Source organism: Amycolatopsis sp. NPDC114503, assembly GCF_055633655.1.
On sequence record NZ_JBVKDT010000008.1, the window covers coordinates 274,889 to 298,782 of the forward strand.

The 23,894-nt window shown below is 68.4% G+C and carries 25 protein-coding genes; 18 read left to right on the plus strand and 7 right to left on the minus strand.

The genetic code is table 11. The features are described 5' to 3' along the window. The first annotated feature begins 49 nt into the window (after positions 1 to 49). The 6 genes from ACZ7OI_RS32195 (at position 50) to ACZ7OI_RS32220 (ending at position 4,161) form a co-directional block, all read left to right on the plus strand. On the plus strand, positions 50 to 859 hold the full coding sequence (locus ACZ7OI_RS32195) for a biotin--[acetyl-CoA-carboxylase] ligase (protein WP_470267849.1): 810 nt from the start codon (positions 50 to 52) through the stop codon (positions 857 to 859). A gap of 84 nt (positions 860 to 943) precedes the next feature. Then, a complete protein-coding gene (locus tag ACZ7OI_RS32200; RefSeq protein ID WP_470267850.1) occupies positions 944 to 1,519 on the plus strand; it encodes a PH domain-containing protein in 576 nt (191 codons plus the stop codon). A gap of 1 nt (position 1,520) precedes the next feature. After that, the gene (locus tag ACZ7OI_RS32205) at positions 1,521 to 2,450 is read left to right on the plus strand and encodes a hydroxymethylglutaryl-CoA lyase (RefSeq protein WP_470267851.1); all 930 of its coding nucleotides are present in this window, start codon (positions 1,521 to 1,523) and stop codon (positions 2,448 to 2,450) included. Continuing rightward, entirely contained in the window at positions 2,440 to 3,018 is a 579-nt protein-coding gene (locus ACZ7OI_RS32210; protein ID WP_470267852.1) for a GNAT family N-acetyltransferase, read from the plus strand. The genes ACZ7OI_RS32205 and ACZ7OI_RS32210 overlap by 11 nt, the downstream gene beginning before the upstream one ends. Before the next feature lie 82 nt (positions 3,019 to 3,100). Next, entirely contained in the window at positions 3,101 to 3,901 is an 801-nt protein-coding gene (locus tag ACZ7OI_RS32215) for a TNT domain-containing protein (RefSeq protein ID WP_470267853.1), read from the plus strand. After that, positions 3,898 to 4,161, plus strand: coding sequence for a hypothetical protein (locus ACZ7OI_RS32220; RefSeq protein WP_344288791.1), 264 nt, complete (start codon positions 3,898 to 3,900; stop codon positions 4,159 to 4,161). The genes ACZ7OI_RS32215 and ACZ7OI_RS32220 overlap by 4 nt, the downstream gene beginning before the upstream one ends. Here ACZ7OI_RS32220 and hisN read toward each other — a convergent pair. Further along, entirely contained in the window at positions 4,155 to 4,946 is a 792-nt protein-coding gene (gene hisN / locus ACZ7OI_RS32225; protein ID WP_470267854.1) for a histidinol-phosphatase, read from the minus strand. The two genes, ACZ7OI_RS32220 and hisN, sit on opposite strands and share 7 nt — an antisense overlap. A 42-nt stretch (positions 4,947 to 4,988) precedes the next feature. Between hisN and ACZ7OI_RS32230 the strand changes: the two genes are divergently transcribed. Both ACZ7OI_RS32230 and ACZ7OI_RS32235 read left to right on the plus strand, forming a co-directional pair. Beyond that, complete coding sequence (locus tag ACZ7OI_RS32230; RefSeq protein ID WP_009072764.1) at positions 4,989 to 5,690, plus strand: response regulator transcription factor; 702 nt, start codon at positions 4,989 to 4,991, stop codon at positions 5,688 to 5,690. 12 nt (positions 5,691 to 5,702) lie between these two features. Beyond that, complete coding sequence (locus ACZ7OI_RS32235; RefSeq protein ID WP_470232315.1) at positions 5,703 to 6,986, plus strand: ATP-binding protein; 1,284 nt, start codon at positions 5,703 to 5,705, stop codon at positions 6,984 to 6,986. Here the strand turns inward: ACZ7OI_RS32235 and ACZ7OI_RS32240 are convergent. Genes ACZ7OI_RS32240 through ACZ7OI_RS32255 form a run of 4 tightly spaced genes read right to left on the minus strand, consistent with a single transcriptional unit; the run spans position 6,910 to position 10,951 of the window. Further along, complete coding sequence (locus ACZ7OI_RS32240; protein ID WP_470267855.1) at positions 6,910 to 7,620, minus strand: HAD family hydrolase; 711 nt, start codon at positions 7,618 to 7,620, stop codon at positions 6,910 to 6,912. The two genes, ACZ7OI_RS32235 and ACZ7OI_RS32240, sit on opposite strands and share 77 nt — an antisense overlap. Continuing rightward, positions 7,617 to 8,141: a GtrA family protein gene (locus tag ACZ7OI_RS32245; RefSeq protein ID WP_470267856.1), complete on the minus strand. Its 525-nt coding sequence runs from the start codon at positions 8,139 to 8,141 to the stop codon at positions 7,617 to 7,619. The genes ACZ7OI_RS32240 and ACZ7OI_RS32245 overlap by 4 nt, the downstream gene beginning before the upstream one ends. A gap of 37 nt (positions 8,142 to 8,178) precedes the next feature. Beyond that, positions 8,179 to 8,679 carry a GtrA family protein gene (locus tag ACZ7OI_RS32250; protein ID WP_470267857.1) on the minus strand — a complete coding sequence of 167 codons (501 nt, stop codon included), beginning with the start codon at positions 8,677 to 8,679 and terminating at the stop codon, positions 8,179 to 8,181. Positions 8,680 to 8,689: 10 nt separating this feature from the next. After that, positions 8,690 to 10,951: a sigma-70 family RNA polymerase sigma factor gene (locus tag ACZ7OI_RS32255; RefSeq protein ID WP_470267858.1), complete on the minus strand. Its 2,262-nt coding sequence runs from the start codon at positions 10,949 to 10,951 to the stop codon at positions 8,690 to 8,692. 255 nt (positions 10,952 to 11,206) lie between these two features. Between ACZ7OI_RS32255 and ACZ7OI_RS32260 the strand changes: the two genes are divergently transcribed. Both ACZ7OI_RS32260 and ACZ7OI_RS32265 read left to right on the plus strand, forming a co-directional pair. Continuing rightward, a complete protein-coding gene (locus ACZ7OI_RS32260) occupies positions 11,207 to 12,058 on the plus strand; it encodes a GGDEF domain-containing protein (RefSeq protein ID WP_470267859.1) in 852 nt (283 codons plus the stop codon). 53 nt (positions 12,059 to 12,111) lie between these two features. Beyond that, a complete protein-coding gene (locus tag ACZ7OI_RS32265; RefSeq protein ID WP_470267860.1) occupies positions 12,112 to 13,446 on the plus strand; it encodes a glycosyltransferase 87 family protein in 1,335 nt (444 codons plus the stop codon). 162 nt (positions 13,447 to 13,608) lie between these two features. On the opposite strand, the gene ACZ7OI_RS32270 is transcribed toward ACZ7OI_RS32265, so the two are convergent. Next, positions 13,609 to 13,971 (minus strand): hypothetical protein, encoded by a 363-nt coding sequence (locus tag ACZ7OI_RS32270; protein ID WP_470267861.1) that lies wholly within the window; start codon positions 13,969 to 13,971, stop codon positions 13,609 to 13,611. A gap of 885 nt (positions 13,972 to 14,856) precedes the next feature. Between ACZ7OI_RS32270 and ACZ7OI_RS32275 the strand changes: the two genes are divergently transcribed. Together ACZ7OI_RS32275 and purE are read left to right on the plus strand one after the other, a co-directional pair. Beyond that, positions 14,857 to 16,041, plus strand: a complete 1,185-nt coding sequence (locus tag ACZ7OI_RS32275; RefSeq protein WP_470267862.1) for a 5-(carboxyamino)imidazole ribonucleotide synthase — start codon at positions 14,857 to 14,859, stop codon at positions 16,039 to 16,041. Between the two features lie 11 nt (positions 16,042 to 16,052). After that, complete coding sequence (gene purE / locus ACZ7OI_RS32280; protein ID WP_101435814.1) at positions 16,053 to 16,550, plus strand: 5-(carboxyamino)imidazole ribonucleotide mutase; 498 nt, start codon at positions 16,053 to 16,055, stop codon at positions 16,548 to 16,550. Between the two features lie 51 nt (positions 16,551 to 16,601). On the opposite strand, the gene ACZ7OI_RS32285 is transcribed toward purE, so the two are convergent. Beyond that, entirely contained in the window at positions 16,602 to 18,275 is a 1,674-nt protein-coding gene (locus ACZ7OI_RS32285) for a class I adenylate-forming enzyme family protein (protein WP_470267863.1), read from the minus strand. 119 nt (positions 18,276 to 18,394) lie between these two features. Between ACZ7OI_RS32285 and ACZ7OI_RS32290 the strand changes: the two genes are divergently transcribed. The 6 genes from ACZ7OI_RS32290 to ACZ7OI_RS32315 all read left to right on the plus strand — a co-directional run bounded on the left by ACZ7OI_RS32290 (position 18,395) and on the right by ACZ7OI_RS32315 (position 23,877). After that, positions 18,395 to 19,552: an acyl-CoA dehydrogenase family protein gene (locus tag ACZ7OI_RS32290; RefSeq protein ID WP_470267864.1), complete on the plus strand. Its 1,158-nt coding sequence runs from the start codon at positions 18,395 to 18,397 to the stop codon at positions 19,550 to 19,552. A 138-nt stretch (positions 19,553 to 19,690) separates the two neighbouring features. Further along, positions 19,691 to 20,326: a DUF3558 domain-containing protein gene (locus ACZ7OI_RS32295; RefSeq protein ID WP_470267865.1), complete on the plus strand. Its 636-nt coding sequence runs from the start codon at positions 19,691 to 19,693 to the stop codon at positions 20,324 to 20,326. Positions 20,327 to 20,501: 175 nt separating this feature from the next. Continuing rightward, positions 20,502 to 20,975 (plus strand): hypothetical protein, encoded by a 474-nt coding sequence (locus tag ACZ7OI_RS32300; RefSeq protein WP_470267866.1) that lies wholly within the window; start codon positions 20,502 to 20,504, stop codon positions 20,973 to 20,975. A 41-nt stretch (positions 20,976 to 21,016) separates the two neighbouring features. Next, complete coding sequence (locus ACZ7OI_RS32305; RefSeq protein WP_470268054.1) at positions 21,017 to 21,613, plus strand: DUF3558 domain-containing protein; 597 nt, start codon at positions 21,017 to 21,019, stop codon at positions 21,611 to 21,613. 3 nt (positions 21,614 to 21,616) lie between these two features. Then, the gene (locus ACZ7OI_RS32310) at positions 21,617 to 23,131 is read left to right on the plus strand and encodes a hypothetical protein (protein WP_470267867.1); all 1,515 of its coding nucleotides are present in this window, start codon (positions 21,617 to 21,619) and stop codon (positions 23,129 to 23,131) included. 8 nt (positions 23,132 to 23,139) lie between these two features. After that, on the plus strand, positions 23,140 to 23,877 hold the full coding sequence (locus ACZ7OI_RS32315) for an ESX secretion-associated protein EspG (protein ID WP_470267868.1): 738 nt from the start codon (positions 23,140 to 23,142) through the stop codon (positions 23,875 to 23,877). Positions 23,878 to 23,894: the final 17 nt, after the last annotated feature.

The window sequence follows — 23,894 nt, forward strand, 5'->3', positions numbered from 1 at the left end:
TAACGAGCGAACGGCTTGCACGTTAGGGGGACTCTCATATTGTGGGCACATGGCTGAACTCGACGCGGCGCGGCTGCGGGACGGACTCGGCGGCCGCTACGCCCGCCTCGACGTTGTGGAGACGACCGGTTCCACCAACGCTGACCTGCGGGAAGCCCTCACCGCGGGTGCCGAGGACCGGACCGTTTTGCTCGCCGAACACCAGACCGCCGGCGTGGGACGGCGGGCTCGCTCGTGGAGTTCGCCGAAGGGGGCCGGGCTGTACCTGAGCATCGCGCTGCGCCCTGCGGGAGTGCCGTTCTCCGCGCTCGGCTCACTGTCAGTTGTTGCCGGGCTCGCGGTACACGCGCTCGCCACCGATCTGGGGGTCGATGTCGCCCTCAAATGGCCTAACGACGTGCTCGCCGGGCCGGACCGGGCCAAGTGCGCGGGCATCCTCGCCGAGGCCGTCGGCACCGGCGACGCGGCCGTGGTGCTCGGAATCGGGCTGAACGTTTTGCCGCTCGGCGACGACGTCCCCGCCGGCCCGGGCGGCCTGCCCGCGACCTCGCTCGCCGAGCAGGGCGCGACGACCACCGACCGCACCGAGGTCGCGCTCGGCCTGCTGACCAGGTTCGACGATCTCGAACGCCGCTGGCGCACCGCGGGCGGAGACCTCACCGAGGCAGGCTTGCTCGGCGACTACCGCGCCCGCTGCGCGACGCTCGGCCAGGACGTCCAGGTGCAGCTGCCGGACGGGTCGACGCTCACCGGCCGCGCCGCGGACCTGGACGCGTCCGGCCAGTTGCAGGTCGATGTCGCCGACGGCCGGCGGCTGACCGTTTTCGCCGGTGATGTGGTGCACGTCCGCCCTGCTTGACCGGAACGGCGCGCGCCCGCGGGAGGCTCGCGCCGGTACGGTGGATCCACCACATCGGCACACATTCGCAGGGGAGCGCCCGCCGTGGCCTATCCGGACGATTTGCTCAGCCAGAACGAGCGCGTGGTGGTGCACAGCCACCCGCACTTCAAGATGCTGATCTTCCCGTTCCTGGCGTTCGTGATCACCGTCGGCGCGGCGGTGTGGCTGTTCCTGGTCACCAAGGGCCTGGCCGCGCCGTGGAACAACGTCTCGATGATCGCGATCGCGGTGGTGGCGCTGGTCCTCGTGGTCTGGCTGTTCCTCTCGCCGCTGGTCCGCTGGCGCACGACGCACTTCATCGTGACCACCGACCGGCTGATCGCGCGCGAGGGCGTGCTCAAGCGCACCGGCATCGACATCCCGCTGTCGCGGATCAACAGCGTGCAGTTCGAGCACGGCCTGATGGACCGGATCTTCGGCTGCGGCACGCTCATCATCGAGTCGGCCTCGGACGAGCCGCTGCGCTTCGATGACATTCCCCACGTCGAGCACGTGCACACGGTCATTTACCGCGAAGTCAACGACAATCCCTACGACGACTACCACGGCGCGCCCGGTCCGCAGGACACCGAACCTCTGCCCCCGCGCGGCCGGGAACCGCGCGGAAGGAGACGCTGACGTGGGTGCTCGAGAGGTCGGCCTGCCGGAACGGGTCCCCGCGGGCGGATTGCCGCCGCGGGTCGAGATCTGGGAGGTCGGGGCGCGCGACGGGCTGCAGAACGAGAGCTCGGTCGTGCCGGTCGAGGTCAAGCTCGAATTCCTGGACCGGCTCGCCGGCGCCGGGCTGACCACTCTCGAGGCGACCAGCTTCGTGCACCCGAAGTGGGTGCCGCAGCTCGCCGACGCCGAACAGCTGCTCGCCGGGCTGGACCGCCATGAAGGTGTCCGCTATCCCGTGCTGGTGCCGAACGACCGCGGCCTCAACCGCGCGCTCGACGCGGGCGTCGACCACATCGCGATCTTCGCCAGCGCCACCGAGACCTTCGCCCAGCGCAACCTGAACTCGACGTTCGACGACCAGTTCGCCATGTTCGAACCGGTGGTCACGCGGGCCCGCAAGGAGGGCATCGAGGTTCGCGGCTACCTGTCGATGTGCTTCGGCGACCCGTGGGAAGGCGTGGTCGCGGCGGAGCAGGTCGTGCGCGCGGGCAAGCGGCTGCTCGACTTCGGCTGCTCGCAGCTCTCGCTCGGCGATACCATCGGCGTCGCCACCACGAACCAGGTCACCCGGCTGATCGAGGCGTTCGGGGACACGTCGGCACTCGCCGTGCACTTCCACGACACCTACGGCCAGGCGCTGGCCAACACCGAGGCCGCGCTGCGCGCTGGAGTGTCCACTGTGGACTCGTCAGCAGGCGGTCTCGGCGGCTGCCCGTACGCCGAGTCGGCGACCGGCAACCTGGCGACCGAGGATCTGGTCTGGCTGCTGGAAGGGCTGGGCGTGGAGCACGGTGTCGACCTCGGCAAGCTGGTGGAGACCAGCGTGTGGATGGCCGGGCAGCTGGGCCGCCCGTCGCCGTCGCGGGTCGTGAACGCGCTTGCCGGATAACGCTCCCGAATTCGTCCCGCTCGGGGCCGAGACCTGGCCGTTGTTCGAGCGGCTCTTCGGCCCCGGCGGGGTGCAGGGCGGCTGCTGGTGCTCGTTCTTCCGGCTCAGCGGTCCGGACTACAAGGCCGCTGGCCGCGAGGGTCGCAAGGAGCACGTCCGCGGCGAGGCTCAGGACGGGAAACCGTTGGGGCTCTTGGGAATCGTGGACGGTGAACCGCTGGGCTGGGTGGCCGTGTCGCCGCGGAAGGACAATCCGCGGCTGGCGCGGTCGCGCGTGATGGCGTCGGACGAACCGGGTGCGGTCTGGTCGATCACCTGCTTCTACATCCACCGCCGCGGCCGTCGGCGCGGGCTGGCGACGGCGTTGCTGCGGGCTGCCGTGGACTACGCCGCCGAGCAGGGAGCGGAAAGCGTCGAGGGGTATCCGGTGGAGGCCGGACCTAAGTCGACCTCCTCGGACCTCTATCACGGCAGCACCGGCATGTTCACCGACGCGGGGTTCGAGGTGGTCGAGAAGCGCGGCCTGGCCCGCGCGTTGGTGCGGCGGCGCCTCCCCGTCGCCCGATAAGGTGGGTTTCCCGCTCGCGCGGAACCGTTCGTCGCGAGCAGGCGTCCGACCCGGTGCCGGCACGACCGAGAAGAGGGTGCCAGTGTCCGACCTGCCCGAACCCGCAGACACCGACGTCGCCACCGGCCCGGTGCGCGTGCCCGCGCAGTACGGCGGGTTGCTCGAACGCGGCTTCGACGAGGTGCCCACTCCGCCCGCGGGCACCGGCGTGCGGCCCGCGTACAGCCGTCCGCCGGTCGGTTCTCCGCGCACGGACCGGGAAAGCGTGCTCGCGCTGTTCGCCGTGCACATGTTCCCGCTCGGGCATTTGCCGGTGGCCGCGGACCGTCCGGACCGGCAGTTGCCGCTGCCCTCGGACGGGGTCGCCCGGCGTCCGCTGTTCGATCATCCGGAATCGGCGTTGCTGGACGACACCGCGGTGCTCGGCTACGTCAAGCAGGGCTTCCGCCGTTCGCCCGCGCCGCCGATAGATCCGGAGCCGCCCCAGGCGGTCGTCGAAGGCTATGCACCGCCGGAAGGTTCTGAGTGGGAGCGCCGGTTCGTGGTCGGCGCCGAGTACGTGTGGCCGCCTGCGGAAGGCGGCGTCGAAGAGCCGAACCCGGTGGTACTGCCGGAAAACACGCTGTTGGACCGCTTCGGCAGCGACCACGGCCGCGTGTTCGCGCCGGACGGCACGCCGTTCGCGGAGCGCGCTTTGCCGCCCGCCGCGCTGCGTTCCGGCTACCGCCGCTACCGCGTGCTGAAGCCGATGCCGGTGTGGCAAGCCACGTCGGCGGAGTGGTTCGACGGGCCGGGCGGCGGAATCCGCTACCGTGCGGTGCTCTCCGCGGACGAGTTGGTCACGCTGGGATTCCTGGTCGACGTCACGCGGGAGGCACGATGAACACCCAGTCGATTCGGAAGTGGCTGGACGTCATCGGAGTACCCGAGGAAGTCGTCTCGATCGGCCGGGAAGCGGACAACACGTGGTGCCTGCTGCCGACCTCCGACGGAGGCTGGGAAGTGTTCTGGCGCGAGCAGGGCAACCGCTACGACTGGGCCGCGTTCACCTCCGAACAGGTCGCCTGCCACTACCTCTTCGGCAGGCTGACCTGGTCACAGGTGGCGCGCGGCGCGGTCGGCGTGCTGCCCGGCGCTCACTGACGGCGCAGGATCGCCAGCGCCTCGTCGTGCAGGAGGCCGTTGGTGGACAGCGCTGAGCCGCCTTCGTAGGTCTCCGCGCCGGAAAGATCGGTGAACCGGCCGCCTGCTTCGGTGACGATCACCTGCGCGGCGGCGACGTCCCACGGGTTCACGATGCACTCGGCCGCGACGTCCATCGCGCCCTCGGCGACGAGGCAGTGGCTCCAGAAATCGCCGAACGCACGGGATTCCCAGCACGCCTCGGTGAGTGCGAGGTATTTCTCGCGGGAGTGGTACTCGGTCCAGCTGTTCAAGTCCGTCGTGGACAGATAGGCGTCGCCGAGCGTCGCCACCTTCGACACCGACATGCGCCGTTCGCCCGCCGCGTCGCGCAGGCGCGCGCCCTCGCCGCGAGCCGCCCACCAGCGCCGGCCCAGCAACGGCGCGCTGATCATGCCGACCACCGGCGTGCCGTCCTCGACGAGCGCGATCAGCGTCGCCCACACCGGGACGCCGCGCAGGAAGTTCTTGGTTCCGTCGATCGGGTCGATCACCCACGCCCGGCCTTCGCTGCCCGCGGTGCCGCCGCGCTCTTCGCCGGCGACGGTGTCGCCGGGCCGTTCAGCCGCGAGGATTTCGCGGATCGCGTCCTCGACGGCGGTGTCGGCGTCGGTCACCGGCGTGCGGTCCGGTTTCGCGGACACCGCGAGGTCGAGCGCACGGAAGCGGGCAGTGGTCAGCGCGTCGGCGGCGTCCGCCAGCCGGGTGGCGAGAGCGAGGTCATCCGAGTAGGCAGGCACGGTCACGATGGTTTCACGCCCGTTCGCCGTAAGGTTGGCCAGGTGAGCATGGTCCTACTTGCCGAAGACGATCCGGCCATCGCCGAGCCGCTGTCGCGCGCGCTGCACCGGGAGGGGTACGAGATCGAGGTCGTCACCGACGGACCGGCGGTGCTGGCCGCGACCGCCGCGCACCGCGTCGACCTGCTCGTGCTCGACCTCGGGCTGCCCGGGATGGACGGGCTGGAGGTGTGCCGCAGACTCCGCGCGAGCGGCACCGAACTGCCGGTGCTGATGCTCACTGCGCGCACCGACGAGGTCGATTTCGTCGTCGGCCTCGACGCGGGCGCGGACGATTACGTCGCCAAGCCTTTCCGGCTCGCGGAACTGCTCGCGCGGATCCGCGCGCTGCTGCGCCGCCGGGTGCCGGAGGTGCTGGAAGCCGGCGGCGTCCGGATGGATCTCGGCGCGCGACTGGTCACTGTGGACTCGCACGAGGTGCAGCTGGCGAACAAGGAGTTCGAGCTGCTGCGCGTGCTGATGAGCAGGGCCGGGCAGGTCGTCAGCCGCGACGAGATTCTCGCCGAGGTGTGGAACGACCTCGAGTCCAAGACGTCGAAGACGCTCGACATGCACATGTCCTGGCTGCGCCGCAAACTCGCGGTCGCCGCCGACGAGGCGGCGGGCAGGCAGGCGAAACCGGCGCACTCCGACGCCGAACGGCGCATCGCGACCGTGCGCGGCGTGGGATTCCGGTTCAATGTCGAGTAGCCGCCGATGAGCATGCGCCGCCGGATCCTGCTGGCGATCCTCCTCGCCGTGCTGGTGACCGCGGCCGTGCTGGGCATCCCGCTCGGCGTCACCGCGTGGCGGCTGGTGGAGAACCTCAACCGGGAAAGCCTGGCCGAACGAGCCCGCAACATCGCCGCGACGGTCGATACGCAGGTAGCGAACGGCCAGGAAATCGACCTGGAGCAATTCCGCGTCGGCGTTCCCGAGGGCGGCATGCTGATCGTGCGCGCCGAGGGCTTCAGCGAAAAGCACCTCGGCGCGAACCCCGGCCCGAACCCCGTGGTCGAATCGGTCCCGACCGCTCGCAGCGGCACCGTGATGCTGGCGATCCCGAGTGGTCCGGTGCGGACGAAGCAGACGCAGGTGACGCTGCTGGTCGTGCTGCTGGTTGTCCTTTCGGTCGGCACTGGCACGGTGGTGGCGACAGTGACCGCACGCCGCCTGGCGAAACCGCTGCGGCACGTCGCAGACCGCGCGTCCCGCCTGGGCGGCGGCGATTTCCGCCCCGACCCGAGCCGGTATCGCGTGGCTGAGCTGGACATGGTCGCGGAGGCCCTGGACACGTCGGGGTCCGCGCTGGCACAGCTCGTGCAGCGGGAACGGCAGCTGGTCGGGGATGTCTCGCACCAATTGCGCAGCCGGCTGACCGCTCTGCAGCTCCGGTTGGAGCCGTTGACCGGCCATGAAGATCCAGACGTCGCCGAGGAATCCCGGGCCGCGCAGGAACAGGCGGACCGCCTAGCCCAGGCCTTGGATGAGCTTCTGGCCGCCGCCCGCGCCGCCCGCGAGGTAGATGCCGAGCCGGTCGATCTGCCGGTGGCGCTGCCTGCTGTCGCGGAGGAATGGCGTCAGCTGCTGCGGGTTGAAGGCCGAAACCTACGCCTGAAGGTCGCGGACGGCTTGATGGTGCGAGTGACTCCGGCGCGGCTGCGCGAGGTGATCGGGGTACTGCTGGACAACGCCCTCCGTCACGGCGCGGGGACGGTGACCCTGTCGGCCCGCCGCGGCGATGCGGAGGGCACGGTGGTGATCGAGGTCGCGGATACCGGATCCGGAGTGCCGGACGAAATCGCACCGCACATTTTCGAACGCGGTTTTTCTGGCGGTGGTTCGACTGGAGTGGGCTTGGCTCTGGCACGTGCGCTCGTCGAGGCAGACGGCGGACGGCTGGAACTGTCGAATAAGCGTCCGGCGATTTTCAGTCTGTTCTTGAAGGTCCCGCGCCCGGACGAGGTGGGAGAATTGCGGTGGCCCGCGGAGCCGGTTCCTCGTTGAGCAGCAGGCGGACGGCTTGCCGCAGGTCAGTTGCGGTGCGGTGAGGCGGTTGCTGATCTTGCGGCCACGTGCGGCGGTGGCTGATCCAGAGGGTGCGAATTCCGGCGTTATGCCCGCCTGTGATGTCGAGGCGCGGGCTGTCGCCGATGAGCCAATCGTCGGGTGACAGCGTGGTTCCGCAGATTTGTGCGGCTCGATGGAAGATGCGCGGATCCGGTTTGCGCAGGCCGACGGCGTCGGAAATGCAGTAACCGTCGACCGCTTCGGCGAGACCGGTGCGCTGGAGTTTCGCTAATTGGTTGTCCTGCATCCCATTGGTGACAATGCCGATTCGCCACCCGGCGGCGCGCAGGGTGGCGAGATCGTCCAGCGCGTGCGGGAAGAGCCGCACCAGCTGCGGGATCCTCGCGCGGTAGTTCGCCCACAGCTGTTCAGCTGGCTCGGCTAAAGCGAACCTCTGGCGTACTTCGGCGAAGAACCGGTCCATCGGGCCTTCGCGCCGCGCGGAGACCAGCCAGGCCACCGCGTCCTCAGGAAGCCGGTACTGCGCGACGAATTCCCTGACCCAGCAGGAAAACGCCCCGCTGAGATCTGTCAGCGTGTCGTCAAGATCGACCAGCGCCAGCCGGGTCACCGGGGAAGCCGGGTAACCCCGTCCTTCCGCCGTTCTCCCAGCTCATCCGGGAAAACCCACTTCTTGAACCCCCAGAACCGGAACACCATCGCCAGCAGCATGCCGATGATCGACCCGCTCGCGAAGTCCGCGACCTCCTGCACGAAGCGCGACACGTTCGGCACTTCCAGGTGCAGCCAGTAGCGCGAGATCAGCAGCGGAATGAGGTTCACCACCACCGCGACCCCGCTGATCACGAAGAACAGCGTCGCCTCGTGGGCGCGTTCGCGGCCGCCCCGGGTGCGGAACGACCATTCGCGGTTGAGCACGTACGACACGATCGTCGCGACGATGATCGCGATCGCCTTCGCCGTGGTCGGTTTCGACTCCAGCACGCTGAGCTTCAGCACGTACCAGACGCCGTTGTCGACCAGGAAGGTCGTGCCGCCCACGATCGCGAACTTCAGCAGCTCCCGGTGCTTCACGAGCACGGAGCGCAATGGCTCGGGAGTGCGGGCGAGCACGGTTTCGACGACGGTCACGTATCGCAGTCTAGAGAATTCGAGGTCACGCCTGGTCTCAGGCGGCCTTACGGTCCGGAATATCCGGATTGTCATTCCGCCCCGGTTCCGTCCGGGCGCCCTCCGTAGGGAATACCCACTTCTTGAACGCCCACCAGCGGAACAGCGTCCCGAGCAGAGTGCCGATGATCATCCCGCTGACGAAGTCGGCGACCTCCGTGCCGACCACGCTCACGTGCGGCACCTGCAGCTGAAGCACGTACCGCGAAATCCACTGCGGCAACGCGTTCAGCCCAAGCGCGACCCCGCTGATCAGGAAAAACAGCGCGGCCTCGTGCGCGCGTTCCCGTCCGCCACGAGTGCGGAAGGCCCATTCGCGATTCGCGACGTAGGAAAAGATCGTGGCGACCAGCACACCGACGATCAGCGCCGTGACCGGATGCGTCCGCAGCACGGTGAACTTCAGGACGTAGGTGATCGTCAGCGTGATGACGAAGCTCGTGCCGCCGACCAGGGCGAAACGGACCAGCTCACGGTGCTTCGCCAGAAGTTCGCGCACCTGGCGGACGCTACTCCGTGAACCAGCCGAAGAACCCCCGGGGTTCGACCGACGGCGGACGGTTGTCGTGGTTATCGGGTTTGCCGGGCTTGCCGTTCGAACCCGGGTTCGGCGGCGCGCTCGTGGTGGTCGACGGGGTGCTCGGCGTCGAATCCGGCGTCTCGTCGTCGGGGGACGTCGAGGTCGGCGGGGTGGTGCTCGGCTTCGGGTGCTTCGAGGAACTCGGCGCGTGGCTCTTCGACGTCGAGGGCGACGTCGTCGGCAACGGCACCGACGTGGACGAGAGCGGTCCGATCGTCGGCTCGTGACACATGTCCCACCAGCAGTCGAGCGGCACCGAAACCGGTTTCGCCGAGGCGCTGCCGAGCGATGCGTTGACCGTGACGGCGAGCGAGCTGTCGAACGGCTCGCGGTTCACGCCCACCCACAACTCCGCCGTCTCGCCTGGAGCCAGCGGATTGACGCTGGTGCAGCTCAGGCTCGCATCGCCGGACGTGCACTTGAACCGCTTGACGCTGAACGGCCCCGTGGCACGGTGGTCGAGGGTGATCGTGACGGGTTTCGTGCTCTGTCCGGTGTTCTGAACGTTGGCCCTGACGACCGGATGGAACCAAGGGCCGAGCTTGTCGGCCGTCAGCGACAACGCGTCCTGCGGGGCCTTGACCTTCACCCGGACATTGACGTCGACCTTCACCGAAGCACCCGCAGTGACCGAACCGGTCACCTCGCCGCCCTTCGCGTTCTCGTCCGCCTGCAACCGGAACATCAACACAGCCGACTGTCCAGGCTGCAATCCGCTGCCGGTCTTGCACGTGACCGTGCCCGTGCCACCTGGGCACGCGATCTGCATCGGCCCGGACTGCGCGGCCGCTTCGCTGAAGTAGGCACCGACCGCGCCGCCGCCGTTTGCCTGGACGGCCCGCACGCCAGACGGCAGGTCCAGCGTCGCCTTGACGGGGTCGGACACGGAGTTGCCGCTGTTGCGCACGGTGATAGGCAGCGCGACCGGTCCGCCGCCCGGCTGGAGTTCGATCCCGTTCGGCGGCAGGGAGGTGGACAGGTCGGGCTTCCCAGCAGGCGGGTTCGGGGCTGGTTGCTGTGCTGGCGGCGCAGCCGGAGGTGCCGCAGGCGGCTGCACGGCCGGAGGCGCGGGCTGAGCAGGCGGCGGGGCCTGCGGAGCCGGGGGCGCGGCAGGAGGAGCGGGGGGAGCGGGCTTCGGCGCAGGTGCGGGCGCAGCGGCCGGCGGCGCGGGTGCCTGCTGAGCAGCCGGAATGGTCTGTGTCCCACCACCAGCGGCCAGCGCAACAGCAACCGCGGCCACCATCGCGGCCCCGGACATCGCGACCCCGGCGAACTGCCGCGGCGCGGACGCAGCTGCCGCCGCGCCTGCCTTGGCTCCGCCTGCCGCAGCCGCGCCAGCGCCGACCGCGGCGGCACCGGCAGTAGCCGCGCTCGCCTTGGCCGCGCCGATCGTGGCCAGGTAGCCGAGTGCGGCGCCGCCCAGGACGATCGGGGCGATGATCGCGCGCAGGCTGCCGTTGACGTCGGCCAATTCGGCCGCCAGCATCCGGCATTCGTCGCATTCGTCGAGGTGGTTTTCCACCTGGGAGCGTTCGCGCTTGGACAGCCCGTCGCGCGTCCAGGCACCGAGCCGCTCGGCCGTCGCGCGGCAGCGGTCGGCACCGTTCTCCTGCAGGTGGACCTGCAGATAAGCCTGGCGAAGCCCTTCCCGGGCGCGGTACGCGAGCGCGGACACGCCGTTCGCGGTCAGCCCGAGCAGCGGCGCGACCTCAGCCGGGCTCTGCTGCTCGATTTCGGTGTGCCACAGCACCGCCTGCCAGCGTTCGGGCAGCCGCGCGAACGCTTTCGCGGCCATCGTGCGCTCGAGGCCGGCGACGGCGGTGTCGGAGAACGGCACGGTGAGCGCCTCGCCGGCGGTGCCGCCGACGTCGCTCATGTCCTCGTTGAGGTCGATCCGGCGGTCGCGACGGGTCTTGTCATACGCAGTGTGACGCAGCGCAGTAAGCAGGTACGCACGGAAGGCGCTGTCCGGACCCTTTCCGCCACGCAGCGTGTCCAGAACCTTCGAGAACGCCTCCGACACGAGGTCGTCGGCCTCCGAACTGGACCGCGCGAGCTGGCGGGCGAGGTTGTGCGCGGCACCGCTGTGCCGCTCGTAGAGCGGACCGTAGGACGCGATCTTTCCCGCGCGCACCTCTGCGATCAGCTCGGCGTCACTCTTACCGGAGAGATCGGCGGGAACGGTGGACACGGGGCTCCTTTAAGGCTGCGCGCGCGGCGGACTCCACGCGCCTTACTCCTTACAACGCACACCAAGTGTGACGGATGCGGCGACACTCGTCACGCCGTGGTCCGACAGATGCCTCAGTAGGCCCAACGAGTTCACCTTCTCGTCTGGTGATTAGGCGAAAAAGATCGGGGAAAACGCGTCACGAGAGGAGTTCCCCCGCGTCCCCTCCGTGATTGGGGACAAGATCGACAGATACCGGAAGGAGCTGGGGGTTCGGTGGACGTACCGGCGACCGGGGCGCGGTTCGGCTCCGCAGGCGACTCGTCGGGGGACGAGACGCGTGCGAGGTTCGAGCGGGACCGCCATTTGCGGGCATTGCGAGCCCGCTGGCGAACAGCGAGCCTCGCGGCCGGCTGGCGTTTCCCGAGCGACTGGGCACTGCCCGAAGTAGACGCGGTGTGCGCGGCAGTCGTGCGGCACGGTTCGACCGGCGCGGAGAACGCGCTGGCCGGACTGGGCCGGGCGCGAGCGGCGGCGGGAGCGGGGCTGTCGGAAACGCTGTCCGACCTGGCCGCCCTGCACGCGGTGCTCGCCGACCCGCACGCGGTCGACGGATTCGTCGCGCCGGATGTCGACGCCACTCCGGCCCGGCTGCTCCGCGTGACCGCGCTGGCCTGGGCAGATGTCGCCACCGACCAGCTCGTGCACACCGAGGTCACCGATCCGCTCACCGGCCTGCCGTCTGCGGCGTACCTGCGGACCCGGCTCGGCGAGATCTACCGCGGCGGCCTCAACGAAGCGAACGTGCTGCTCACGGTCTCACTGGACTTGACGGCGGTGTCCGGCTGGCCTCGGCTGACGGCGATGATCCTCGCCGCGGACGCTGTCCGAGCCGTGTTCGACACCGGCGAGTGCTACGCGACGATCGGTCCGTCCGCGGTCGCGGTGCTGGCCGAACGCAACGAACGCCTGGCCACGCGCGGGGTCGCGTTGCGAAGGGCGCTCAACGAACGCCTTTCGGTGGATCCGCAGCTGCGCGACGTCGCCCGTCCGCTGGTGTCGGCCGTGCGGCTTCCCGGGACGCATGACCGGGCGTGTGAGCTGCTGACGGAACTGGCGCACAGCTGAGCCCCGGTCCCCCTTCCCGACCAGCATTCCCGCGTTCATGCTTTCCTGGTGTGGTGACCAGGACCGTACCCTCCGCTGCCGACGGCGAAGCTCCGGTGAATCGATCCGGGCAGCCCCGGCTGGCTCTGCGCCGATCTCTGGCACGGCTGTCCGTGCGCCCGCGTTCGATGCTCGTGTTCGCGGTGTTCCCGCTGCTCGCGATCGCGGTCGGGTTCTGGGGCTGGACGCACGACTGGAACCTCGGCGTGGACAGCGCGGTCTACCGGGCAGGCGCGCTTCAGCTGTTGCGCGGCGACAACCTCTACGACGCGAACACGCTGCCCACCGAACCCGGCTGGGCGCTGCTGCCGTTCACCTACCCGCCGACCGCGGCGCTGCTGTTCGCGCCGCTCGCGCTTGTTCCGGTGCAGGTGGCGTGGGGTTTCCTCACCGTGGTGTCGCTGGGCGCGCTCGCGCTGTCGGTGCGGATCGCGATCGGCGCGTTGCCCCGCCCGGCCGCCGACGGCCCCCGCTGGTGGGCCTCGCCCGCCCGGTCGACCATCGTGTTCTTCCTGGTCTTCCTCGCCCTCGAACCGGTGTGGCGGACGATCTTCCTCGGCCAGATCAACCTGATCCTGATGGCGATGGTCCTGCTGGACATGCTCGTCATCGGCGCGCGCGGCAGCCGCTGGGGCGGTGTGCTCGTCGGGCTCGCGGCCGCGATCAAGCTGACGCCCATCGTCTTTCTCGGCCACCTGCTGGTCACCGGCCGCTGGAAAGACGCTTTGCGCGGACTCGCGACGTTTGTCGGAATGCAGGCGCTGCTGTTCCTGATCAACCCGCACGATTCGTGGAAATACTGGACCAAAACGCTGCCCGACACCGGCCGGATCGGCCCGGTGCACTGGGCGGGAAACCAGTCCCTGAACGCACTGATGAACCGCGCCACCGACCTCGCCCCGTGGGCCTCCAGCGCGGCGACCGTCATCGGCCTGGTGCTGGCGATTCCGGCGCTGTGGCTGATGTTCCGCTTCCACCGGCGCGGACAGGCGCTGGCCGCGCTGCTCGTCACGGCGTTCTGGATTTTGCTGATCTCGCCGATTTCCTGGACGCACCACTGGGTCTGGGTCGCGCCGCTGGTCGTGCTCCTGGTGTCCAGGTTGCCGAAAACCACCCCGGCGACCGCGTGGAAACGGTGGCTGGGGACGTTCCTGGTGGCGTTCGTGTTCGTCAGTTGCGTATTGCTGATCTTGCCGAACGGCCGGAATGTCGAGCTGCATTGGAAGGTGTGGCAGAACATTCTCGGCGACGCCTACATCCTGATGCCGGTGGTGCTGGCCGTCGCGTTGATCCTGCGGTGGGGTTTGCAGCGGCGTGCCCGCAACCGGGCCGAACAGGAGTCTTCCTAGTCTTTCCGCTGGTCAGGGGCTTGCTGGCGGTTTTTGTCGGTGGTGGCGGTTACTGTCTGAATCGCGGTGGTTACGCGGCCGTCCGGAGCCTGACTCGCGGATGGGCACGGCCATCGTTCTGACCCGGCGTGTGCCCGGGCGGATCAACCGAATAGTGAGCCCTTACTCCGCTTGCCCGCCGTAGAAGTCGCCGAGGGCGGTGCGGGTGTAGCGGATCAGCAGATCGGCGTGCGTGAAGTCGTCCGGAAGACAGTCGCGGGCCGCGGTGAGCAACTCGTCGAACCGGAGAGGCGGCGTGACGGTCTTGGCGAGTGGGTGCCGTTCGCGGAGCTGCTTCATCAGCTCGGCGAGGTAGACGACGGCTGAGTTGGAGTCGGTGGTCCAGAGCCAGGCGAGCACTTCGCCGAACCCCTTGGGGAAGGTCAGCGGGCGGGTTTCGCCAGTGAGCATCCCCGTGGCCACGCCGGGGAGGCTGGCCTGGCGAAGGGCGTGAAGAACCGGACGCGGGAGAGTGACGGATTCCATTCGGCCATCCTGCTGCAGCGGGGCTGGTTGGGGTGGGGTTTCGGTGCCTGGGTGTTGCCGGGGTGTCCCGCTTGAGATGTCGGGTTTTGTCGCGGTGGTCCGGATTGGACGGGAGCAGGCCTGTTTGGACACTCAGCCGGGCCGGTTCTCCGGACGTGCGCGTCTTCCTGACTGGTTCGGCTGACTGCGGCCTGGTGAACGCGGCTGACGCCGACTCAGCTTGTGCGATCTGGTCCGGCTGGCCGTCTTCGCCTGGGCTTCTGCTGGGAGGCGTCGGTGGAACGGAGATGGCTCTGGGCATCGTGCGGCTGATCCACGGGACGCGCGCCACTGCAGCCGGTTTCCGCCGACCCGGCCCGGCTTGTCGCGCCCAGTCGTCCTGGTCCGTCCCGTATCTGGTTGCCCGGCCGCGTTAGCCGCGCGCTTGCCGAGCTCTCGGTGGGAGGCGTGGTCCCGTCGGGCGCTGTCCGGCCCGGTTCACCGATGTGCCCGCCAAGCCCGGTCGTCTCGGTTCGTCGCGCATCGGCTGGCTAGCCGCGTAGTCCGCGAGTCTGCCGAGACGTCGATGCGCGACGAGATGGTCCCGGGCACCGTCCGGCCCGCTCCATAGACGCGCCCGCGGCCTCCGCCGACCCGACCCGCCGCGCCCAGTCGTCCCGGCCCAGCCGCCTCGACCTGCCCGCGCCCCGCCCACTGGCCGCGTTCACCGCGCTCCTGCCACCGGGTCTCCGCCGAAACGAGATCCACTCACCGTCCAGCCGGTCCCGCGAGCGCGCCACCTCACCCGGTTCCCGCCAACCCCGCCCACCCACCCCGGCGCCCACCTCACTCCGCCGCAGGTCGCCGATGGTCCGCCAGCTCCCGCCCAGTAACCTGGTCTCCGCTATGGACAAACGAACCGGTCTTCCCATCGTCGGCATGGTGGGCGGCGGGCAGCTCGCCCGCATGACGCAGCAGGCGGCGATTTCCCTCGGCCAGTCGCTGAAGGTGCTGGCGGCCGACGAGGGCGACGCGGCGGCCCTCGTCGCCAGTGACGTCGTCATCGGCCACCACGCCGACCTCGACGCGCTGATCGACTTCGCCCGCCAGGTCGACGTGGTCACCTTCGACCACGAGCACGTGCCCGGCGAGCACCTGCTCACCCTCGCCACCGAGGGTTTCGTCGTCCGTCCCGCGCCCACCGCGCTCGGGTTCGCGCAGAACAAGCTCGTGATGCGCGAGATGATGGCCGGCCTCGGCGTGCCCGGTCCCGCCTTCGCTGAAGTGTCCACTGTGGACGATGTGGTGACGTTCGGCGGCGAGCACGGCTGGCCGGTGGTGCTCAAGGCGTCGCGCGGCGGGTACGACGGCCGGGGCGTCTGGATGCTCGACACCGCGCAGCAGGCCCGCGAGACAGTTCCCGAACTCCTCGAAGCCGGAACGGAGCTGCTGGTCGAGGAGAAGGTCGCGATGAAGCGCGAACTGTCCGCGCTGGTCGCGCGCTCCCCGTTCGGCCAGGGCGCGGCGTACCCGGTGGTCGAGACCGTGCAGACGAACGGCATCAACACCGAGGTCCTCGCCCCGGCGCCGGGGCTGGCCGAGTCGCGGGTGCACGAAGCGCAGGAGCTGGCGCTGCGCATCGCGTCAACGCTGGACGTCACCGGCCTGCTCGCGGTCGAGCTGTTCGAGACCGAGACCGGTCTGCTGGTCAACGAGCTGGCGATGCGTCCGCACAACTCCGGGCACTGGACCATGGACGGCTCGCGCACGTCGCAGTTCGAGCAGCACCTGCGCGGCGTCTTGGACTACCCGCTCGGCCGCACGGACCTGATCGCGCCGGCGTGCGTGATGGCGAACGTGCTCGGCGCGGACGTTTCGCCGCAGATGAGCCCGGACGAGCGGGTGCACCACCTGTTCGCGCGGTTCCCCGAGGTGAAAATCCACCTCTACGGCAAGCGGGACCGGCCCGGTCGCAAGCTCGGGCACGTCAACTTCGTCGGCGACCGCATGGACGACCTGCGCAACCGCGCGCTGCTGTCCGCGCACTGGCTGTCCCACGCCGTCTGGCTCGACGGCTACGAGATCCACTGAAGGGGAACACAATGGCGCCGCAGGTGGGCGTGATCATGGGCAGCGACTCCGACTGGCCGGTGATGGAGGCCGCGGGACAAGCGCTGGACGAGTTCGGCGTCGAGTACGAGGTCGGTGTCTACTCGGCACACCGCACCCCGCAGCGGATGCTGGACTACGCGAAGTCCGCGGCCGACCGGGGCATCCGCACGATCATCGCGGGCGCGGGCGGCGCCGCGCACCTGCCGGGCATGGTCGCGTCGGCGACGGTGCTGCCGGTGATCGGCGTGCCGGTTCCGCTGAAGTACCTGGACGGCATGGACTCGCTGCTGTCGATCGTGCAGATGCCCGCCGGTATCCCGGTCGCGACCGTGTCCGTCGGTGGGGCACGCAACGCCGGTCTCCTCGCGGTGCGCATTCTCGCCGCCGCCGACCTGCAGTTGCAGGCGAAACTGACGCAGTTCCAGGAAGACCTGGAGCAGTTGGTGCTCGACAAGGACGCCAAACTCCGCGAAAAAGCCGGCAAGTAGCTCGGGCGAGCGGATGCCGGCCCGAAACCGGCATCCGCACGCACCGCTGGCTCAGGCCGGGTCGGGCAGCTGCTTCCGCAGTTCGCGCTTCAGCACCTTGCCCGCCGCCGACACCGGGATCTCCGCCACGAAATGCAGTTCCCGCAAGCGTTTGTACGGCAGCACCTTCTCGTTCACCGCCGCCATCAACTGCTCGGCGTCCACTGAGGAATCCGGCTGCCGCACCACGAACGCCACCGGCAGCTCGCCGACCTCCGGGCTCGGCCGGCCGACCACCGCCGCCGACAGCACGCCCGGCGAGGCGCTCAGCAGCTCCTCCAGCTCGCGCGGAAAGACGTTGTATCCCTTGTACAGCAGCATGTCCTTCTTGCGATCCACAATGGACAGATAACCGTCCTCGTCGAGCACGCCGATGTCGCCGGTGTGCAGCCACCCGTCGACCAGCGCGGCGGCGGTCTCCTCCGGACGGTTCCGGTATCCGCGCATCACCTGCGGCCCGCGCAAGCACACCTCGCCCTCCTGCCCGGGCGGCAACGGCTCCTCGCTGCCCTCCGCGACGAGCTTGACCTCGGTGTCGAAGATCGGCCCGCCGACCGACCCGACCTTGCGCACGCCGGACCGGTAACTCGGCGAGATCACCGCCCCCATCGTCACCTCGGTGAGCCCGTACCCCTCGGCGATCACGACGTCAGGGAACCGCTGGTGCAGCGCGCGGATCATCTCGTGACTCATCGGCGCGGCGCCGGAGCCGATGTTGCGCACCGACGACAGGTCGGCAGTGTGGAACGCAGGCGTCGCCAGCAACGCCGCGAACAGCGCGGGCGCGCCGCCGATAGTCGTGACCTGCAGCCGCTCAGCGTCCGCGACATACGCCGCCGGATCGAACCGCGCATGCAGCACGGTCGTGCCGCCGCCCATCAGCGGGCCGTTGAGCCCCGCGATCACCCCCATCGCGTGGAACCACGGCGTCAGGTTGATCGCGGTGCCGGTGCCAAGCCGGGTCGGCCATTCGTCCGGGCTGCCGATCTGGTCGATCGTCAGGTCGCCGTTCGCGTCGAGCGCCGGTACCGAGCCAGTCGACCAGCACGTGTGCTGCAGCGTATTCGTGACGACGTTGCGATGCGTGAGCTCGACGCCCTTGGACCGCCCAGTCGTGCCACCCGTGTAGGCGAGATGCGCGAGGTCGTGGTCCACGTCGATCGCCACATCAGGCCTGGTCGCAGGCTGGTCCGCGAAGAACTCGCGGAACTCGACGCTCCCCTCGCCGAGCTCGCCGGCAGGCGCGACGACAATGGTGAGCCGCGCCGGAATCCGGTCGGCGACCGCCGCGAGCGTGCCCGCGACCGGTCCGAACGTCACCACCGCGGCAGCCCCGCAGTCAGTGAGCTGGAACGCGAGGTCGTCCGGCGGAAGCAGCGGATTCGTCGGACTGAACGTCGCTCCCGCCAGCAGGATGCCGTGGTAGGCGATCGGATACGCGAGACAGTTCGGCAGATGCACCGCGACCACGTCGCCCCGCCCGATGCCGCGGGCGCGCAACGCCTGCGCGAATCGGCAGGCGGCCTGCCAGGTCTGAGCGAACGTGAGCTGGTCGTCGCCCATCGCGAACGCGACGCGGTCGCCGTAACGTGTCGCGGCGCCGGCGAGCACCGAACCGATCGGCACCTGGGGGTAGTCAAGGGAAGCGGGCAATCCGGGCGGCGGGGTCGACGCAGTGGCAGCCATCACTTGACCATACGAACGGTGAGGCCGAGGACACAAGCAGCGAGCCGCCGCGTCCGGTGTGAACGCGGGCTAACATCGGGGGACTTTCTCCCGTTTCGCTGCAGAAGAGGTGACTGAAGGTGGCCGAGGGCCTGTATCAGCTGGCCGAAGAGCACGAGGAACTGCGGGCCGCGGTCCGGGCTCTAGCCGAAAAGGAGATCGCCCCGTACTCGGCGGAGGTCGACGAACAGGAGCGCTACCCGAACGAGGCCAACCAAGCGCTCGTCAAGGCGGGTTTCAACGCCGTCCACATCGGCGAGGAATACGACGGCCAGGGCGCCGACGCCATCGGCGCGTGCATCGTGATCGAGGAAGTCGCCCGCGTCGACGCGTCGGCGTCGCTCATCCCGGCAGTCAACAAGCTGGGCACGCAGCCCATCATCCTGTCCGGTTCGGAAGCCCTGAAGAAGCTGGTCCTGCCGTCCATCGCTTCAGGCGAGGCATCCGCGTCCTACGCCCTGTCCGAACGCGAGGCCGGTTCGGACACCGCGTCAATGCGCACCCGCGCCCGCCTGGACGGCGACCACTGGGTCCTCAACGGCACCAAATGCTGGATCACCAACGCCGGCGAATCGTCGTGGTACACGGTCATGGCCGTCACCGACCCGAACGCGGAAAAGAAGGCGAACGGCATTTCCGCATTCGTCGTGCACAAAGATGACCCGGGCTTCTCGGTAGGCCCAAAGGAAAAGAAGCTCGGTATCAAAGGCTCCCCAACACGGGAGATCTATTTCGAAAACTGCACCATCCCGGCCGACCGCATCATCGGCGAACCGGGAACGGGCTTGAAAACCGCCCTGCGCACCCTGGACCACACCCGCCCGACCATCGGCGCGCAGGCCCTCGGAATCGCCCAGGGCGCCCTGGACGCAGCCGTCGCATACGTCAAGGAACGCAAGCAATTCGGCAAGGCAATCGCGGAATTCCAGGGAATCCAGTTCATGCTGGCCGACATGGGAACGAAAATCGAAGCCGCCCGTCACCTGGTGTACGCCTCCGCCGCATCCTCCGAGCGCGGCGACAAGCGAGCCAGCTTCACCGCATCGGCAGCGAAGGCCTACGCGTCCGACGTGGCAATGTCGGTAACCACAGACGCAGTGCAGCTGTTCGGCGGCGCAGGCTACACCCGGGACTTCCCGGTGGAGCGGATGATGCGCGACGCGAAGATCACGCAGATTTATGAAGGCACGAACCAGATTCAGAAGGTCGTGATGGCGCGGGCCTTGCTGAAAGGCTGAGCTCCCGACGATCCCCTGAAGAGCCCCACTACCCGGATCGGGTGGTGGGGCTCCTCTTTGCCGCCGAACCTGCCGCCTCGAGATGCGTGACTGGCTACAGTTACGACTGGAGATCGATTCGCAGGGGGAGACTGCCGAATGAAGGTGCGGTTCGCAAGCTTGATCACTGTTGCAATGGCCGGAGCCGTGTCCATGGCGGGCTGTTCCAGCGGCTCTACGCCAAGTCAGGATGTTGGCGCAACGAGTTCTTCGCCGTCGACCGCCGGGAAGACGCTGCCGTATGCAGGCGCACCGAAGGTAGAGCGCCCGTTGCCGGATTCGGTGCTGTCGACGCATCCGTGTGATAGCGCGCTTACTGCAGATCAGCTGGGCAGGATTCTGAAGCAGGTACCGCAGGGCGAGCACGATGATATGGATGCGCTTGGTGCGCAGTGCCATTGGACTAACAGTGTCGCTGGCGCGATTGTGAGTGTCTTGTACACCACGAAGACCACTGATGGTTTGAGTGCGGTTTACGCAAATACAAAGCCGCGTTCCGCAGTGTGGCAACCACTTCCTCCCATGCGGGAGTTGCCTGCCGTTGCTCACTCGACCTACAGCCCCGAAGGGTCCAAGTCGTTCTGTCAGGTAAGCGTTGGAGTCACTGACCAGCACACCGTCGACGTGTCGATCACCCTCGGCCAGGCGAAGGTCGACAAGGCGGCACCTTGTGAGGTCGCTGCTCGGATCGCCGACATGGTCGTCGCCAATCTGAAGCAGAGGGCAGGTGTGTGATCAACCTAGATCTGGGGAGCGGGACGGTTTGCCCTGCTCGTCCTGGTTCACAGTGGGGTGAGTTCGCCGGTTTCCGCCACCCCGCTGTGAGCAGTTGGTTACAGTGACAGCCGGAGGGGCCTCGGGCTGGTTTGCCTGGTCAAGAGGCGGTGCGCGATGCAGGGGAGGGGCGGGCATGGCTGAGAACGACCCGGGAAAAGCGATAGAAACGACCGGCTGGCTGACCGGGCTGCCGATCACCGTCGTGGGGGCGGCGATGAACGTGGCCAAAGGGGTGTCGGACGCCGCTGCGGTGGCATCTGCCACGAAGGCGGGGGCTGGGTTCACCTTGAGCCGCGACGAGGCGCAGTCGCTACTCGAACGGGCCAAGCGGCTCCGGAGCAATACGCGGGCGATGCTGCCAGGCGCGGAGGCGTTGACGCGACTTACTCCGCCAGCTGCCGACCCGGGTAGCACCGGGTTCAATCAGCAGGCTGTGCAGACTTTCGGGAACGGCAAGAATTCGCTGGATGCGATGTATCGGTACATGACGGAACTGATCGCCCGCCTTGAGAAGGCGTTGGGCATTGTCGGCGAATCGGATAGCCAAGCGGCTGCGGATGTGAAGACCGCGGGTAACAGCGACCAGGGTAAGGGGCTTCTCGGATGAAGGCGCGGTTCTCGATGTCGGTTGCTGGCGTGGCGGTGGCCATGCTGGCGGCAGGATGTTCTGGAGGTTCGACGCCCGGGCGGCCAACTGGTTCCGCGTCTTCCCCGGCGCAGTCGTCCGCGCCGGGGAAGACGTTGCCGTATGGGGGTGCGCCAAAGGTGGAACATCCATTGCCCGCATCAGTGTTGTCGACGCATCCGTGCGATAGCGCGCTTACTCCAGACCAAGTGGGAAGCCTGCTAGGCCAGAAGCGGCAAGGCACGCACAAGGATGAACCCTCGCTCGGTCCGGAATGCCAGTGGCCGAACGACGATACTGGTGCGTTGGCAACCGTCTTGTATGCCACTAAGGTTTCTGACGGACTCAGTGCGGTCTATGCGAACAGCAAACCGCAAGCAACTGTGTGGCGTCAACTGCCTTCCGTGCAAGGTTTTCCTGCCGTGGCCCACTCGACCTTTAAGCAAGAAGCAACAGTGAAGTCGTTCTGTCAGGTCAGTGTTGGTATCAGTGACCAGACAACAATTGATGCCTCAGTATCGCTTGGCGATTCGAAGGTCGGCAAACAAGACCCGTGTGATGCTGCGGCGACCGTGGCCGACATGGTGGTCACCAACCTGAAGCAAAAGGCGGGTGCGTGACCGATGGGGTTCTTTGATGTCATCGGCGAGGGTGCGAAGTGGATCGGCGACCGCATCAGTGATGCGGATGACTGGGTCAACGATCGGCTCAAGGATGCTGGCGGGTGGTTTTCCGACTTCTACCACGGCAACCTCGGCGATCAGGCTGTTCCGGCACCGGCGATTGTGCAGCAGGTTCAGCAAGGTCCGGGGACGTCATCGTGGGACAGTGGCAGTTCTACGGTCCAGAAGATGATCCAGGAGCACCACCAGAACAGCGACGACGCGCAGCAGATCACCACCATGCTGGAATCGGTCTGGACCGGCGACGGTGCGGATGCGGCTCGCGCTCGGCTCAGGCCGTTGTCCGACGCATCTTCCACCTCCGCGCAGGCTTACGTGGTCAATGGGCAGAAGCTGGTCGACACCACGCACGGCTACAACGACATGAAGATCGCGCTGCAGTCGATGCCTCCGACACCTCCGCACAAGAATCTTTGGGACCAGGGGACTCCTTGGGACACCGACACCGAGAAACAGATCAACGAATACAACGCGGCGGCGAATCACAACGTCGAGCGGTATCAGAAGTACGCGGATCAGGCCAAGACCAATGGTCAGGGGCTGAACAGCGATTACGGTCAGGTTTCCGGGTTCGACGGGCAGAATCTCAAGATCGATTCCGGTGGCGATCACACTCGGAGCAAGAGCGGGCCGCACGAGAAGGCTTACCGTGGGCCGGGGCGGGATTCTGGTGGGCCGGGGGGCGATGGCGGGGTCGGGAACTGGCCGGGAGGCCCTGGGCCCGGGACCAGTGGGCCGGGAGTCAGCGGACCTGGAGTCAGCGGGCCTGGAGTCAGCGGGCCGGGAAGCGGCCCGGGGAGTGGGCCGGGGAGTGGGCCGGGGGCGGTTGGTGGAACTGGTGGGGTGCCATTCCACCCGGGGAGCACTGGAAGCCACCAGGGGAGTTCGGGCGGCGTCACGCCGCCCGGCGGGTGGTACCCGGGGAGCAGTGACGGGACTTCGACCTCCGGGTGGACGCCGCCGTCGGTTGATCGGGTTGGTGGGGCTGAGTGGGCCCCGCCACCGTCGACCTCCGTGGGGACTGGGGGCGGTAGTGGCGGCAACAGCGGTGGTGGTTGGACGGCGGGTGGGTTTGGGCCGCTCGGAAGCGGCGGAAGCAGCGGCAGCGGCAGCGGCGGCGGCGCAGGCGGAATAGGAAGCGAAGGGGGCCGCACCGGCGGGATTGCGGCGCGGCTTGGCGGGGGAGCTGGTGTAGGAGCCGGAGCGGGCGTGGGCGAAGAGGGGCGCGGGACAGCAGCAGCGGCGGCGGGGAAGGGCGCGGCCGGAGCCAAGGGAAGCCCGGGAATGGGTGGCATGGCCGGCGGCGGCAAGGGCAAGGGCGAGGAAGACAAAGAACACCAGCGCAAGTACGGAATCGAAGACGACTCAGCGTTCTCTCTCGTCGACGAGAACGGCGAGCGCGCCCTCGACCCACGCACCGGCCTGCCCCCGACACCCCCGACGATTGGCGGTTGAGGGGCTCGATGACGATCATCGACAGACCGCTGCGGATGCCGCGGTCGGTGTTTTTGGCGCTGTGGCACGCGGAGGATCTCGGGAAAGTACCGGTGGTCGTCGAGGACACACCGATGTACCTGACCGAGGAAGGCGCGGCCGAAAGGGCGAAGCGGACGCGGGATCTTCTCAACGAGCTTGGCGAAACAGCAGCGGAAGCGTTGCGCGGCACGCTCAAGCTGCTCGCTACCGCGCGGCATGAGGTGTACGGCTGGACTGACTTCGGCACCCATCAGGAAGACAACGGGGCGATTCTCGTCGCGGCGACGAGGCAGGAAGCCGTTCGGTTGATTACCGACGCGGAGTTCGTTCAGCTGGATCCGGTGTCGCCGCATGAGCTGGCGGCTTGTTTGGTCATGGCGATGCCGGAATGCTCGCCGGCGGCGGTTCGGGTGATGCGGGTGCGGCGGGAGTACTACGACAACGGCGGGGCCGATCCGCTGGCGGAGGAAGGCGGCGACGCGGACGAGGTGCGGTATCTGATGCGGGCGCCGCGTGACGCGGTGCATCAGTTGCATGCCGCGGTCCGGGACGAGAGGGGCGAGCGGAGCTACAGTTCGCCGTTGTCCGTCATCGACCTCAGGGGGCGGGGGCGGGTGCTGAGCTTCCAGAGCACCAGGGACGGCGCCGCGCAGATCAGTGTCTACCCGGGAAACCGGGCGTCCTTGATCGATGCGGTGGACCGAACGCTCGCCGGTTTGCGATAAAAACTAGTAACCGCGTT